The 12,475-nt window shown below is 68.9% G+C and carries 12 protein-coding genes; 3 read left to right on the plus strand and 9 right to left on the minus strand.

Annotation, left to right across the window (positions count from 1 at the left end; translation table 11 throughout):
- Positions 1–6 precede the first annotated feature (6 nt).
- Genes FAZ11_RS02020 through FAZ11_RS02040 form a run of 5 tightly spaced genes read right to left on the minus strand, consistent with a single transcriptional unit; the run spans position 7 to position 4,991 of the window.
- Positions 7–1,128 (minus strand): acetoin dehydrogenase dihydrolipoyllysine-residue acetyltransferase subunit, encoded by a 1,122-nt coding sequence (locus FAZ11_RS02020; RefSeq protein ID WP_058772938.1) that lies wholly within the window; start codon positions 1,126–1,128, stop codon positions 7–9.
- Positions 1,125–2,144, minus strand: coding sequence for an alpha-ketoacid dehydrogenase subunit beta (locus tag FAZ11_RS02025; RefSeq protein ID WP_058772937.1), 1,020 nt, complete (start codon positions 2,142–2,144; stop codon positions 1,125–1,127). The genes FAZ11_RS02020 and FAZ11_RS02025 overlap by 4 nt, the downstream gene beginning before the upstream one ends.
- A gap of 25 nt (positions 2,145–2,169) precedes the next feature.
- Positions 2,170–3,147 (minus strand): thiamine pyrophosphate-dependent dehydrogenase E1 component subunit alpha, encoded by a 978-nt coding sequence (locus FAZ11_RS02030; RefSeq protein WP_058772936.1) that lies wholly within the window; start codon positions 3,145–3,147, stop codon positions 2,170–2,172.
- Between the two features lies 1 nt (position 3,148).
- A complete protein-coding gene (locus FAZ11_RS02035; protein WP_058772935.1) occupies positions 3,149–4,198 on the minus strand; it encodes an ATP-NAD kinase family protein in 1,050 nt (349 codons plus the stop codon).
- A gap of 10 nt (positions 4,199–4,208) precedes the next feature.
- On the minus strand, positions 4,209–4,991 hold the full coding sequence (locus FAZ11_RS02040) for an SDR family NAD(P)-dependent oxidoreductase (RefSeq protein ID WP_058762625.1): 783 nt from the start codon (positions 4,989–4,991) through the stop codon (positions 4,209–4,211).
- Between the two features lie 301 nt (positions 4,992–5,292).
- On the opposite strand from FAZ11_RS02040, the gene FAZ11_RS02045 reads away from it, so the two are divergent.
- Both FAZ11_RS02045 and FAZ11_RS02055 read left to right on the plus strand, forming a co-directional pair.
- The gene (locus tag FAZ11_RS02045) at positions 5,293–7,164 is read left to right on the plus strand and encodes a sigma-54-dependent Fis family transcriptional regulator (RefSeq protein ID WP_058772934.1); all 1,872 of its coding nucleotides are present in this window, start codon (positions 5,293–5,295) and stop codon (positions 7,162–7,164) included.
- Positions 7,165–7,858: 694 nt separating this feature from the next.
- Entirely contained in the window at positions 7,859–8,308 is a 450-nt protein-coding gene (locus FAZ11_RS02055) for a chemotaxis protein CheD (RefSeq protein WP_240043616.1), read from the plus strand.
- A 199-nt stretch (positions 8,309–8,507) separates the two neighbouring features.
- Here FAZ11_RS02055 and FAZ11_RS02060 read toward each other — a convergent pair whose 3' ends face one another.
- The gene (locus tag FAZ11_RS02060; RefSeq protein WP_137279448.1) at positions 8,508–8,975 is read right to left on the minus strand and encodes a type 1 periplasmic-binding domain-containing protein; all 468 of its coding nucleotides are present in this window, start codon (positions 8,973–8,975) and stop codon (positions 8,508–8,510) included.
- Positions 8,976–9,181: 206 nt separating this feature from the next.
- Here FAZ11_RS02060 and FAZ11_RS02065 point away from each other — a divergent pair, with 206 nt between their 5' ends.
- Complete coding sequence (locus FAZ11_RS02065) at positions 9,182–9,463, plus strand: hypothetical protein (protein ID WP_058786356.1); 282 nt, start codon at positions 9,182–9,184, stop codon at positions 9,461–9,463.
- Positions 9,464–9,472: 9 nt separating this feature from the next.
- Here the strand turns inward: FAZ11_RS02065 and FAZ11_RS02070 are convergent, their stop codons facing one another.
- From FAZ11_RS02070 to FAZ11_RS02080, 3 genes are read right to left on the minus strand one after another with little or no spacing between them, the layout of a single operon-like run.
- A complete protein-coding gene (locus FAZ11_RS02070; protein WP_058779088.1) occupies positions 9,473–9,787 on the minus strand; it encodes an AtuA-related protein in 315 nt (104 codons plus the stop codon).
- Positions 9,784–11,136 carry an acyclic terpene utilization AtuA family protein gene (locus FAZ11_RS02075; RefSeq protein ID WP_137279449.1) on the minus strand — a complete coding sequence of 451 codons (1,353 nt, stop codon included), beginning with the start codon at positions 11,134–11,136 and terminating at the stop codon, positions 9,784–9,786. Before FAZ11_RS02075 ends, FAZ11_RS02070 begins: the two co-directional genes overlap by 4 nt.
- A complete protein-coding gene (locus FAZ11_RS02080; RefSeq protein WP_137279450.1) occupies positions 11,137–12,447 on the minus strand; it encodes a CitMHS family transporter in 1,311 nt (436 codons plus the stop codon).
- Positions 12,448–12,475: the final 28 nt, after the last annotated feature.

Below are 12,475 nucleotides of genomic sequence, written 5' to 3' on the forward strand. Positions count from 1 at the left end.
ACTCCTCTAGCGTTGGCAGCGGGGCAGAAAGGCCTGGATCAGGGCGTTGACCCGGTCGGCGGCTTCCATCTGCACCATGTGGCCCTGGCCCTCCAGGATCTCGACCTGGACCGCTTCGGGCAGGCCTTCGGCATGCTCGGCCGGAATGATGGCGTCGGCCTTGCCCCAGATCAGCAGGGCGGGGATATCCCCGCTCAGGACGTCGCGTAGCACCTGCGCCTGGCGACCGCCGGGGAAGAGGTTGCCGGCCAGCTGGTGCAGCGCCGCGTCCACGCCTTCCAGCCGCTTGTACTTGAGCAGGTCTTCCAGCAGCGGTCGGGTGACCAGGCCGGGATCGCTGAACAGCAGGCTGACCGGCCCCTTGAGCTGGTTGCGGCTGGTGGCGGCGACGAAGCCTTGCAGGTAGTCGCCGTTGATCTCCGCACCCAGGCCGGCGCTGCCGATCAGCACCAGGCCGGCGACCCGCTGCGGCGCCACCTGCGCCAGGTGCAGCGCCACGGCGCCGCCCATGGAATGGCCGACCAGCACGGCGCGGGGGATGTCCAGATGATCCAGCAGGCCGAGCACCGCGGCGCCTAACTCGGGGAGGTCTCCGGTGGCCAGCGTCTTGCCGGACTGCCCATGGCCGGGCAGGTCCAGGGTGATCACCCGGCGCTCGGTGGCCAGGGCCTCGTGGTTGAACAGCCAGTTGTCCAGATCGCCGGAGAAACCATGGATCAGCACCAGCGGCAGGCCACCTTCACCGCGTTCCAGATAGCGCAGCGGCCGGCCGTCGAGTTCGATGCGCTGGGCCTGGGGACCGGCCTCGGCGGCGTCTTCGCCACCCGGTACGAAGTCTTCCTCGAAGCGGGCGATCACGGCGTCGATCTCGGCCTCGCTGGCTTCGCCTTCCACCACGATGGCCAGCAGGGCGCCCACGGCGAGGGTCTCGTCCTCCCGCGCCAGGCATCGCCGCAGGACGCCGGAGAAGGGCGCCTCGACGCTGCTGCTGATCTTGTCGGTCTCGACGTCGAGCACCTCGTCGCCCTTGGCGATGCTGTCGCCCTCGGCCTTGAGCCAGGCGTTGACCCGACCCTCGCTCATGGAAAGGCCCCACTTAGGCATGGTCAGGGTATGGATCTGGCTCATGCGGCCTGCCTCCCTTGGGTGATCTTCAGCACGGCGCGCTCGATCTTGACCGCGTCGGGGATATAGAGGTCTTCCAGGGCATCGGAGAAGGGCACCGGCGTATGGGGCGCGGTCACCAGCTGCACCGGGGCGCGCAGGTCGTCGAAGGCCTGTTCGGCGAGCAGGGCGGCGATGTCGGTGGCTACCGAGCAGCGCGGATTGGCCTCGTCGATGACCACCGCGCGGCCAGTCTTCTCCACGCTTTCCAGGATGCTGTCGCTATCCAGCGGGCTGGTGGTGCGCAGGTCGAGCACCTCGCAGGAGATGCCCTGGCGCGCCAGGTTGGCGGCGGCGTCCATGGCCAGGTGCACCATGCGGCCATAGGTGATGAGGCTGACGTCGTCGCCCTCGCGCAGGAAGCTGGCCTCGCCGAAGGGGATGGCATAGGACTCCTCGGGCACCTCGCCCTGCATCCCGTAGAGCAGCTTGTGCTCGCAGAAGATCACCGGGTCGTTGTCGCGGATGGCCTGGATCAGCAGCCCCTTGGCGTCGTAGGGGGTGGCCGGGCAGACCACCTTGAGGCCGGGGATATGGGTCCACCAGGCGGTGAGCATCTGCGAGTGCTGCGCCGCAGCCCTGAGGCCCGCACCGACCATGGTGCGCAGCACCAGCGGGGTGACCGCCTTGCCGCCGAACATGTAGCGGAATTTCGCCGCCTGGTTGAGGATCTGGTCCAGGCAGCAGCCGGCGAAGTCGACGAACATCAGTTCGCACACCGGCCGGGTGCCACGGGCCGCGGCGCCTACCGCCGCGCCGACGTAGCCGATCTCGGACAGCGGGGTGTCCAGTACCCGGCCGGGAAACTTGTGGTAGAGACCCTTGGTGACGCCGAGCACGCCGCCCCAGGCGTCCTGTTCGCCGGGCGCCCCGGCGCCGCCGGCGTTGTCCTCGCCCATGAGGAAGACGGTGGGATCGCGGCGCATCTCCTGTTCCAGGGCTTCGTTGATGGCTTGCTGGTAGCTGATCTTTCTGGCCATGGTGGCGCTCCTTGTTGTTTTCCGATCAGGCGTAGGTGACGTAGACGTCGGTGAGCAGGTCTTCCGGGCCGGGCTTGGGATCGGCCTTGGCCTTGCGCACGGCGTCCTCGATGAGCTGCTCCACCTCCTGGTCGATGCTGTCGAGCAGGGCGGGTTGCAGCTGGCCGGAGCGCGTCACCCGCTCGCGGAATTGCATGAGGCAGTCACGCTGCTCGCGGGCCTGCTTGACCTCGTTGGGATCGCGATAGGTCTGGGCGTCGCCCTCGAAGTGGCCGAAGTAGCGGGTGAACTTCACTTCGATCAGCGAGGGGCCTTCGCCGGCTCGGGCGCGGGCCACGGCGGCCGCAGCGGCTTCATGGACGGCGAAGAAGTCGAAGCCGTCCACCGTCACCCCGGGCATGCCGAAGCCGGCGGCGCGGTCGGCGATGTGATCGCAGGCCACCGACCAGTTGGAGGCGGTGGCCTCGGCATAGCCGTTGTTCTCGGCGACGAAGATGCAGGGGAGATTCCACACCGACGCCAGGTTCATGGCCTCGAACACCGCGCCCTCGTTGGAGCCGCCATCGCCGAAGAAGGCCACGGCCACGGCGTCGCTGCCCTTGAGCTTGGCCGCCAGGGCGGCACCGGCAGCCAGGGGCGCCCCGGCGCCGACGATGCCGTTGGCGCCGAGCATGCCCTTTTCCAGGTCGGCGATGTGCATGGAGCCGCCCTTGCCCCCGCAGACCCCGGTCTTCTTGCCGTAGATCTCGGCCATCATGCCGTAGACGTCCACGCCCTTGGCGATGCAGTGGCCGTGGCCGCGGTGGGTGGAGGCGATGCTGTCCTCGTGGCCCAGGTGGGCCATGACGCCGGCCGCCGAGGCCTCTTCGCCGGCATAGAGGTGGACGAAGCCGGGGATCTCGCCGGTGGCGAATTCCACGTGCAGCCGCTCCTCGAAGGCGCGGATGGTGCGCATCACCCGGTAGGCATGGCTCAGTTGGTCGACGCTTGGGGTCTCGCTCATCTTATTGTTCTCCAGGATTGCCGAGGGGCGACGCGGGTAGGCGGCGGACCAGCAGGCGCTGCTGCGCCGCCAACTCCAGCACCCGCTCCACGTCGATGCTCAGGGGGCCGTCGAGGTCCAGCGTCACCTGCGGACGCGCCTCGGGGCCGAATTCGATTTCGCGCTCGCCATCCAGCGCCAGGGTGCCGGCCGCCAGCGACAGGCTGCGCGGCTCCCCCGGCAAGAGCAGGCCGCTGGCGGCGATACCGGCCTGGGCCAGCACGCCGGGGGCGAGGGGCACGGTGAGTTGCGCCAGGGCACTCGGGTCCAGGCGCACCCAGCCGCCGTGAGGGGCGTCGCGACCTACCGGGTGCCACAGGCCGCACAGTGCCGAGAGGCCGATGGCCCAGGGTTCGGCGAAGGTGGTGAAGACCTCGACCAGGTCCTCCACCTGGGTCACCGCCCGGGCGCCGAGATAGGCCTGGCGACAGACCGCCACGTCCACCAGCGCCCAGTCGCGAATGCCGCGCTCGGGGACCTCCACCCGCAGCCGCTTGTTGCGCCGCAGCGCCAGGGCTGGCTCGACCCGGCCGCTGGCCACCAGGCCGCCGGCCAGGCCAGCGCTGGTGGCCTCGCGCAATTCGGGAAAGGCGTTGTTGGTGCCGGTGGAGAGGGTCAACAGCGGCAGGTCGCCCACCTCGGCGGCCACCGCCTTGTGGGTGCCGTCGCCGCCGAGCACGGCGATCACGGCGGCCCCTTGCGCCAGCAACAGCCGGGCGGCGCGGCGGGTGTCGTCCACCGTCTGGGTCAGCGGCAGGTCGAGGAATACCAGCTCCGGCCAGCGCTGCTCGCGGGCCTGGCGGCTGCCGCTGGCCTTGAGCACGGCGGCGGCGATGCCGGTCATATCGGGCGGCAGCAGCACCCGCTCTACCCCGGTGGCACCAAAGGCCGCCAGCAGGCGCATGACCACCCCGGCCTTGTCGGTGCTGGAGGTGAGGGCGGCGTTGCCGGTCAGCCGGCGTAGGTCACGCCCGGAAGCGGGGTTGGGCAGGATGCCGACGGTGATGGGCATGGCGGCGCTCCTAGAGGGAAAAGCCGCCGTCCACGGCGATGGCCTGGCCGGTGACGTGGGGCGCCTGGGCCAGGTAGACCACCAGTTGACCCATGTCGGCTTCGGTCTGGGCCTCGCCCTGGGGCAGCAGGGTGGCCTGGTGGCGGGCCCAGGACTGCTCCTCGCTTTCCCCGGCTTGGCGCCAGCGCCCGGAAAGGCCGTCGTCGCCGCGCCACATGCCAGTACCGACGATGCCGGGGCAGAGTGCGTTGACGGTAATGCCTTCGCGCGCCACTTCCTTGGCCAGCGCATTGCTGAACCCGATCACGGCGAACTTGGAGGCGCTGTAGTGGGCGAGATCGGGAAAGCCGACCCTGCCGGCGATGGAGGCGGTGTTGACGATGCGGCCGAAGCCGTGCGGACGCATGAGCTCCAGCTCGGCCTGGCAGCAGAGGAAGACGCCTTTGGCGTTGACGTCCATGACCCGGTCCCAGGCCGCTTCGTCCAGCTCGCGCACCGAGGCGATGCTGATGACACCGGCATTGTTCACGGCGATGTCCAGCCGGCTCCATTCGCGCTGGCAGTGCTGCACCATGGCCTGGACACTGGCGGCGTCGCGGACGTCCACGGCAATGGCCAGGCTGCGGCGGCCGGCTGCCTCCACGGCGGCGACGCCCTGTCGCGCCAGGTCCAGCGTCAGGTCGGCCACGGCGACATCGGCGCCGGCTTCGGCCAGGGCGGTGACGATGCCCAGGCCGATGCCACGTCCACCGCCCGTCACCAGGGCGGTCTTGCCAAGCAGGGGTGCGCTCATGGGTCTGGCCCTCTTGTCGTTGTGATGGGAGCGTCGCAGAGCCCTGAGCAAGGCCGGTGCCAGGTCGCTTCGAACTTCCTGTAATCCAGGCCTGGCGCGGCTTGCAGCGATGGAAGGTCGGGCTGGTCAGGGTGGCTGGACGAGCCGGGACGTCTCAGCGCCGCAGCCGCGCGGCGAGACGCTGAGACGATTCGTCTCACCGGCGGGGCGACTTGAACGGCGGGCGAGGGGGGCGCTAAATGAAGGGCAGAACAATGACCGGCCTTCCACGCCATGACCGGAACCGAGGGAGAGACACCCCATGCCGTCTGCCCAGGCGCACCACCACGCCCGTGCCATCGACCAGGCCCTGCGCGCGCCGCTGCGCAGCCTTAGCCCGCCCGGGCGCATCCTCGAATCCTGGCGCCGCTCCTTCGAGCAGCACCATCTCGATCCGGGCTGCCTGCACGGCCCGCGCATCCTCTCGCGCTACGAACTGCGCCAGCACCAGCAGGCGGCGGAGGATTTCCTGCGCGTCGCCGACGGTGAGCTGGGCGCCCTGCATGCGCGGGTGGAGGCGGCCGACTACTGCGTGCTGCTGGCCGATGCCCAGGGCCACACTCTGGACTACCGGGTAAGCGATCGCCTGGATGACGAATGCCGCCGCGCCGGCCTCTACCTGGGCACCTGCTGGTCCGAGCAGGAGGAGGGCACCTGCGGCGTCGCGGCGGTGCTCACCGACCGGGCGCCGGTGACGGTGCACAAGGCCGATCATTTCCGCGTCGCCTTCACCGGCCTCACCTGTACCGCCGCACCGGTGTTCGCCCCGGGTGGCGAACTGCTCGGGGTGCTGGACGTCTCGGCGCCGCGTTCACCGGACGACCGCCGCAGCCAGTTGCTGATCCAGCAATTCACCCGCGACAGCGCCCAGCGCATCGAGAACGCCTACTTCATGCACAGCGCCCGCGGCGACTGGGTACTCTGCGGCCATGCCCAGGCCAGCTACCTGGAGACCCAGCCGGAATTCCTGCTGGCCTGGGACGCCAGTGGTCGTCTGACCGGTCTCAACCGCCCGGCGCGGCACCTCTGCCTGAGCCAGCTCGGCTACCTGCCGCAACGCCTCGACGAGTTGTTCGGCCGTGACGCCGCGGCCCGGCTGCGGGAGGACGACGCCGAGCCCCTGCGCCTCGGCGAGGCACGCTTCCATGGGCGCGTCAGGCCGCCGCGTCCGCGCCTGGGCGCGATCATCCCCCTGGTGCGAACCAATGCCGAGCCGGAAGAGGAGCTCCGCGTCACCCGCGCCCTGGACACCGCCGTGCGTCTCTATCGCCACGGCCTGCCGATCCTGGTCACCGGCGAGACCGGCACCGGCAAGGAAGTCTTCGCCCGCGCCCTGCATGCCGGTGGCGACCGGGCGGCCCGGCCCTTCGTCGCCCTCAACTGCGCGGCCCTGCCCGAGAGCCTGATCGAGAGCGAACTCTTCGGCCATGCCCCCGGTGCCTTCACCGGGGCCCAGCGCCAGGGCCGCGACGGCCTGATCGTCGCGGCCGATGGCGGCACCCTGTTCCTCGACGAGATCGGCGACATGCCACTGGCCCTGCAGACCCGGCTGCTGCGGGTGCTGGCCGAGGGCGAGGTGCTGCCGGTAGGCAGCGCCAGGCCGCGACGGGTGGACGTGCGCCTGGTCTGCGCCACCCACCGGAATCTCATCGAGCGGGTGGCCGCCGGGCTGTTTCGGGAAGATTTGCTCTATCGCCTCAATGGCGCCGTCTTCCAGTTGCCCCCGTTGCGCGAACGCGCCGACCGTCTGGCCCTGGCGCGGCGGCTACTGGCGGAGGAGTGCGCTGACCGCCCCGCACCGGACCTCGCGCCCCAGGTGCAAGAGGCCATCCTGGCCCACGACTGGCCGGGCAACGTGCGCGAGCTGCGTAACGTGCTGCGCTATGCCGGCGCGCTCTGCGAGGGCACCCTCATCACCCTCGACCACCTGCCGGCCAGCCTGCACCCGGAGCAGCCGCTGGCCAGCGAGCCGGAGCCCCAGCTCGACAGCCCCGAACGGCGGGCGATTCTCGCTGCCCTGGTTCGCCACCGCTGGAAGGCCATCCCCGCCGCCCGGGCGCTCGGTATCTCCCGGGCCACCCTCTATCGGCGGCTAAAGCTTTACGGTATCGCCATGCCGCACCGGCAGCCTTAGCTCTGTACAAAAAATGCCTGCGCTCGATGATGCGTCTCGGCTGGCCTTCACCAGCCTGCACCCGGACGAGCGCGGCGGTAGCGCCTGTCGAGCCCCGTTGCAGACGGTGCCTTGCTACCGCGGGCTGGGCGTCCACTTTCAGCGAGTCATGACGGACAACGGTGCCTGCTACCGCTCTCATTCGTTTCTGAGTCGGTCGCCGACCACGTCAGTCGACGGGTGCAAGAATCCCCAGGGTCGACCTGGCTGCCCGATGACTGGAGATCTACCGTCCAGCCCTGCGAAAGCTATCGCCTCCATTAGCTTTGCTGACTGTTGAAAACGTTGAAGCTCTCTATGCTGACACGGAGCGGAAGGCGTCTCGAACGCTGATTCTGACGTTAACGCTGTGCCCAGGCCCGGCATCAACTAGCGCCAAGTCACAACGAAATAGATGTTGCGATAATAATTTACGTAGTTCCTTTTTGATTCTGGAATGAGTGTGACAAATGAGCGACAGGCTAACGAGGGATCGTCAAAGATCCGGGGATCTACCGGCCAGCAACGACACCTATGGCGATGGGCCGACTGCTGGTGAGTCGGCTGACGCCCTGGCGATGGCCGTCTTCCCTATCCATTCACGGGTGTTCTAGCCATGGCTGCCACGGCGGAGCTTTTCCTACGTCCCGGTGAGTGGAGCTTTGGCAGGGGTGAGGTGCGCATCCGTACCATCCTGGGCTCCTGTGTGGCCTTCGTCTTCTGGCATCCGCGCCGGCGCCTTGGCGGCGTGACCCATGCCTTGCTGCCCACGCGCCAGCAGGCTGCCCTCGGTACCGCTGCCAATGGGCAATACGTCGATGAATCCCTCACCCTCATGCTAGGTGAGGTTGCCCGTCATGGCGGTGACCTTTCCGGCTACCAGGTGCACGTCTATGGGGGCGGCAACATGTTTCCCCAGATCCTGCGCGGGCGGGTCAGGAATATCGGTGACGTCAATGTCGATGTGGCGTTGGCGCAGCTGGCCCAACAGGGTCTCTGCCCCGTCCGTACTCACGTTCGCGGCGCCGGTCATCGCACGCTGTCCCTGGACCTCACCAACGGTCAGGTGCTGGTACGGCAGGTGGAGCCCGCCCAGGTTACGCCGCCCAAACAGATGGCCCTATAACGGGAGCTTTTGCTTTCTTGGGATCGAGGACCAGGCTCGAGGTTGCTGGGTTTCGATTATGTCGTCAGCAAATCCCAGTTACCGAGTTTGCTCCGCGTCGCTAGCGCGGCTGACTGCTTGGTACCCTGGCTGCCGCCTGGGCCGGGCAGGGCGTCCGGGGAGCGACTTTCTAGGGGGTGGCGAGCCTGCGCGGGACGGGTCAATGCCGAATAGCCCCCGGCCCCGTCATACGGGTCTCAGGGCCCACGATCAGCAGCTTGGCAAACCCTGCATGGTGGCGCACGGCGCTCTCAAGGTCAGCAACGACGGCTTCCTGGGTGCCCAGCAATACGCTGGGCGCCAGCTCTTCCAATAATGCCAGCAACTCCGGCCAGACCGACTCCGGCGTCGCGCCGAGTTCCAGGCGGGGCAGTAGCGGCAGTCCTTCCGCCAGCATGACCTGGGCGTGGCCGTACATGTCGGCATTGGTGAGCCTGACGTCTTGCTCCGGTCCCGACACCAGCAGGATGCGGCGATGACCGAGCGCGAGGAGCTGCCGGGTAGCCCGGGCGATGCGCTGGCCGCGCCCCCGGGCCGAGAGGCAGCGGACCGCTTCGGCGCTGGGGCTCAGGCGTTGCAGCGGGGCGGCGAGGGCGCTGAACAGGTGGACGGCGGGGCGGGTATCCATCGGTTGGCCTCTGCCGCGGCGGTGGGCGGTCAAGAGACTCAGCTTACCGGCGACCGATGGCAGCTTCGTGACAACGCCTTGTCTTAGCGACTACCCAGCGCCTCATGGATAGCCTTGGCCAGCCGAAAGGTACCTTATAGAGGCTTGCGTTCCTCAGCGCGACGGCTAGCCTGCAAAGGTGACGTTCCTTAGTCAGGAGCCTGCGCATGGACAGGTTGCACGAACGTTTGGCCAAACTCGATCCGCCCGTCCGCCATCAACTGGAGCGGCGTAGCGATGGCCTGTTGATCACGCTCATCGAGTCGGATCACAACGCCCAGGTATCGCGCCTGATCAAGGCCGAAGACATGCAGAGCATCGAGCGGATCAATCTGGTTCTGCTGCACGCCATCAATGAACTGCGCCGCAAGGGCGCCCAGGTGCCGCTCGACAAGGACACCGTGCTGTTGACGAGCTTGCCGAGCGACCGGGTAGGGTCTCCTGGCTGAGCGCCAGGCTTAGTCTTCCAACTCCAGATCCAGCAGCGCCGCGCCCAGGCCCTTGCCATGGGCGTCCAGCGCCAGCGAGCGGGTGACGCCGCCGCGCAGGGCGCCGGGTAGCACGAAATTCAGCGCGCCCAGGGCCGGCAACTCGTAGCGGCGCACGGGCGCGGCGTCGGCCGGACGGCTATCGACGAACCAGGCGGCGACCCGTTCCGCGGTGAGCGCCTGGCGCAGGCGCTCGAAGTCTTCGCGGCGATAGGCGATCACCGCCATGTTCGAAATGTCGCCCTTGTCGCCGGTACGGACGTGGGCGATCTCGCGCAATTTCATGGCAGTGTCTCCAGCTCCAGGGTTGGGGTGACGGCCGCACGCGGCCACAGCAGCGAGGCCACGGCGATGACCTCGCGGACCGCCTTGGTGGCGCCGCCACCGCCGGCCGGGCCATTGGTGTAGAGGGTTTCCACCTCGTTACCGATCTGCACCGCCGCCGCCCGGCTGGCGCAGCGGCCGACGACGCGCAGCCGCACCTCCCAGGGTTCGCCAGCGGCCCGGGCCGCCAGGGTTTCCCCATGCAGGGCGTCGCAGCCGATCAGTTCGCAGCGCAGCTCTTCCACCGGTACACCACAGAGTTGCAGGCGCTCGCGCACCACGGCGGCTGCCAGTCGGGCCCGGGCGACGGCGCCTGGGCCGGCGTAGGAGATCTGGCCTTCGCCATGCCAGCCGTCGCGATAGCCCACCGAGACCTTGAGCTGTTCCGGGCGCGGCTTACCCCGGGCACCGCTGACTGCCACCCGGTCGGGCGCCGCCTGCTGCAGGGCAACGCCGGAAAAGTCGGCGGTCACGTCCGGCGTCAGATAGGCCGCCGGGTCATGCACCTCGTAGAGCAACTGCTCGGTACAGGTCGCCGGGGTCACGCAGCCGCCGGAGCCGGCCACCTTGGTGAGGGTCGCCTGGCCGTCGGCGTCCACCTCGGCCAGGGGAAAGCCCAGGCGCGCGAGGTCGGGGACGTCCTTGTAGCCAGGGTCGGCGAAGTAGCCACCGGTGACCTGGCCGGCGCATTCCAGCAGGTGACCGACCAGGGTGCCGCGTCCGCGACGTTCCCAGTCGTCCGCCGCCCAGCCGAATTCGTGCACCAGCGGTGCCAGGAACAGCGAGGGATCGGCCACTCGCCCGGTGATGATGACATCGGCGTCCGCCTGCAGTGCCTGGACGATGCCTTCCACCCCCAGGTAGGCATTGGCCGAGATCAGTCGGTCGCCCAGCTCGGCTAGGGTCTGGCCATTGTCCAGCACGGCGTCGGTGGGCAACTGGGCCAGCACGTCGTCGCCGGCCACGGCGGCGATCTTCAGCCCCGTCACGCCCAGCTCCCTGGCCAGCGCCGCGACCTTGCGCGCCGCAGCGGTCGGATTGGCGGCACCCATGTTGGTGATCACCCGCAACCGCGACCGCCCGGCCTGGCGCAGCAGCGGCAGGATACGGCGCATCCGCGCCTCTAGCAGCGGATCGAAACCCGCTTCGGGATCGGCAAGCCGTGCCTGTTGCGCCAGGGCGATGGTGCGCTCGGCCAGGCATTCGAAGACCAGGTAGTCGAGCCGGCCGTGCTCGGCCAGCTCCACGGCGGGTTCGAGGCGATCGCCGGAATAGCCGGCGCCGCAGCCGATGCGAAGAAGACGGCTCATCTAGAAGACTCCCAGGAGCAGGGCGGTCAGGGTCATCAGCACCGAGGCCGCGAACAGGAAGGGGATGGTGAAGCGCTGGTGATCGGCGAGATCCAATTTGCACAGGCCCACCAGCAGGAAGGTCGCCGGGGTCAGGGGGCTCACCGGGAAGCCGGTGGTGTGCACCCCGAGCAGCGAGGCCTGGGCCACCTGCACCGGATCCACGCCCAGGTTGCGGCCCACCTCGGCGATCACCGGCATGACGCCGAAATAGTAGGAATCCGGATCGAACAGCAGGCTCAGCGGCATGGACAGGAAACCCACTACCGCTGGGATCAACTGGCCATGCCCGGCCGGGATGCCGGCCACCGCCACCTGGGCCATGGCCTTGAGCATGCCGCTGCCCTGCATGATGCCGGTGAAGACGCCGGCGGCGAAGAGGATGCTGGCCATGGTCAGGGCGGTCTTGGCGTGGGCATCGATGCGCGCCTTCTGGGCGTCCACCGAAGGGTAGTTCAGGCTCAGCGCGGCCACGGTACCGAGCATGAACATCACCACCGGATCGACCCAGCCGGCGATCATCACGCCCATCACCACCAGGGTCAGCAGTAGGTTGATCCAGAAGCGGTCCGGACGCCGCAGGGCGCGCTCGGCGTCGCTGAGCACTCGCTCCGGCGCGGCACCGGCCCCGCCGCCGGCCAGCCAGGGCGCCTGGCCGGCCAGGGTCAGGCGCTTCTCCTCGCGCCGCCCGAGCCACCAGGCGCTGGCGAAGACGAAGGCCAGGCCCACCAGCTGCACCGGGATCAGCGGCTGGAACAGCTCGGCCACCGGCACGTGCAGGGCGGCCGACGAGCGCAGCACCGGCCCGGTCCAGGGCAGGAAGTTGACCCCGGCGGCCATGGCCGCCACGCAGGCGAGGATGCGCCGGTCCAGGCCCAGGCGGGTATAGAGCGGCAGCATGGCGGGAATGGTCACCAGGAAGGTCACCGCGCCGGAGCCGTCCAGGTGCACCAGCAGGGCGAGGAGGGCGCTGCCGCAGACGATGCGCGTCGGCCGGGTGCCGACGGTGCGCAGGATGCGGTCGATGATGGGATCGAGCATCCCGGCGTCGGTCATGATGCCGAAGAACAGGATGGCGAAGACGAACATGCCGATCACCGGGGCGACGCCCTTGATGCCGGCGATGATGAAGGCGCTGGTGCCCAGGCCGAAGCCACCGATCAGGGCCGCGGCGATGGGGATGACGATCAGGGCGACCAGGGGCGAAACGCGTTTGCTCATGACCGCGACGAGCAACGTAAGGATGGTGACGACACCGAGCAGGGCGAGCATGGCGGACTCCTTGGACCGTGGCGCGGCA

This window comes from Pseudomonas rhizoryzae, assembly GCF_005250615.1.
Taxonomy (GTDB): Bacteria; Pseudomonadota; Gammaproteobacteria; order Pseudomonadales; family Pseudomonadaceae; genus Chryseomonas; species Chryseomonas rhizoryzae.

Coding starts and splice junctions, on each gene's coding strand:
- FAZ11_RS02020 (WP_058772938.1), bottom strand. CDS start 1,128: ATGAGCCAGATCCATACCCTGACCATGCCTAAGTGGGGCCTTTCCATG.
- FAZ11_RS02065 (WP_058786356.1), top strand. CDS start 9,182: ATGGACAGGTTGCACGAACGTTTGGCCAAACTCGATCCGCCCGTCCGC.
- FAZ11_RS02025 (WP_058772937.1), bottom strand. CDS start 2,144: ATGGCCAGAAAGATCAGCTACCAGCAAGCCATCAACGAAGCCCTGGAA.
- FAZ11_RS02075 (WP_137279449.1), bottom strand. CDS start 11,136: ATGAGCCGTCTTCTTCGCATCGGCTGCGGCGCCGGCTATTCCGGCGAT.
- FAZ11_RS02040 (WP_058762625.1), bottom strand. CDS start 4,991: ATGAGCGCACCCCTGCTTGGCAAGACCGCCCTGGTGACGGGCGGTGGA.
- FAZ11_RS02070 (WP_058779088.1), bottom strand. CDS start 9,787: ATGAAATTGCGCGAGATCGCCCACGTCCGTACCGGCGACAAGGGCGAC.
- FAZ11_RS02035 (WP_058772935.1), bottom strand. CDS start 4,198: ATGCCCATCACCGTCGGCATCCTGCCCAACCCCGCTTCCGGGCGTGAC.
- FAZ11_RS02045 (WP_058772934.1), top strand. CDS start 5,293: ATGCCGTCTGCCCAGGCGCACCACCACGCCCGTGCCATCGACCAGGCC.
- FAZ11_RS02080 (WP_137279450.1), bottom strand. CDS start 12,447: ATGCTCGCCCTGCTCGGTGTCGTCACCATCCTTACGTTGCTCGTCGCG.
- FAZ11_RS02060 (WP_137279448.1), bottom strand. CDS start 8,975: ATGGATACCCGCCCCGCCGTCCACCTGTTCAGCGCCCTCGCCGCCCCG.
- FAZ11_RS02030 (WP_058772936.1), bottom strand. CDS start 3,147: ATGAGCGAGACCCCAAGCGTCGACCAACTGAGCCATGCCTACCGGGTG.